The organism is Cupriavidus sp. SIMBA_020 (genome assembly GCF_046535395.1).
Taxonomy (GTDB): Bacteria; Pseudomonadota; Gammaproteobacteria; order Burkholderiales; family Burkholderiaceae; genus Cupriavidus; species Cupriavidus campinensis.
Map to the genome: position 1 here is coordinate 1 of NZ_JAWRWU010000952.1, position 260 is coordinate 260.

Genomic DNA, 260 nt, shown 5'->3' on the forward strand with positions numbered 1-260 from the left:
GTGACGTCGAACGGCGACACCTACTACGTCGGCAAGCTCTCGCCGCTCGAATACGCGCGCTGGGTGCTGTCGTCGCATCCGCTGTTGCTGCTGCTCGCGGGCGTGCTCGCGGCGATCGTGATCGCGGCGCTGTTCTATCGCGTGCTGCGCGGCATCGCCGCGCGCCGCCTCAAGGACTGACATGATGCCGACCCAACCGAGCCCACGAGGCACCGCGCGCCGCGCGCGTTCGCCGCTGGCGGCGTCGGCGCTGGCCGTCG

At 71.5% G+C, this 260-nt stretch carries 1 protein-coding gene; it reads left to right on the top strand.

From position 1 onward, the window contains the following. On the top strand, window positions 1–180 hold a 180-nt coding region (locus tag SB751_RS32270), incomplete at its 5' end, for a hypothetical protein (RefSeq protein ID WP_410749292.1). Window positions 181–260: the final 80 nt, after the last annotated feature.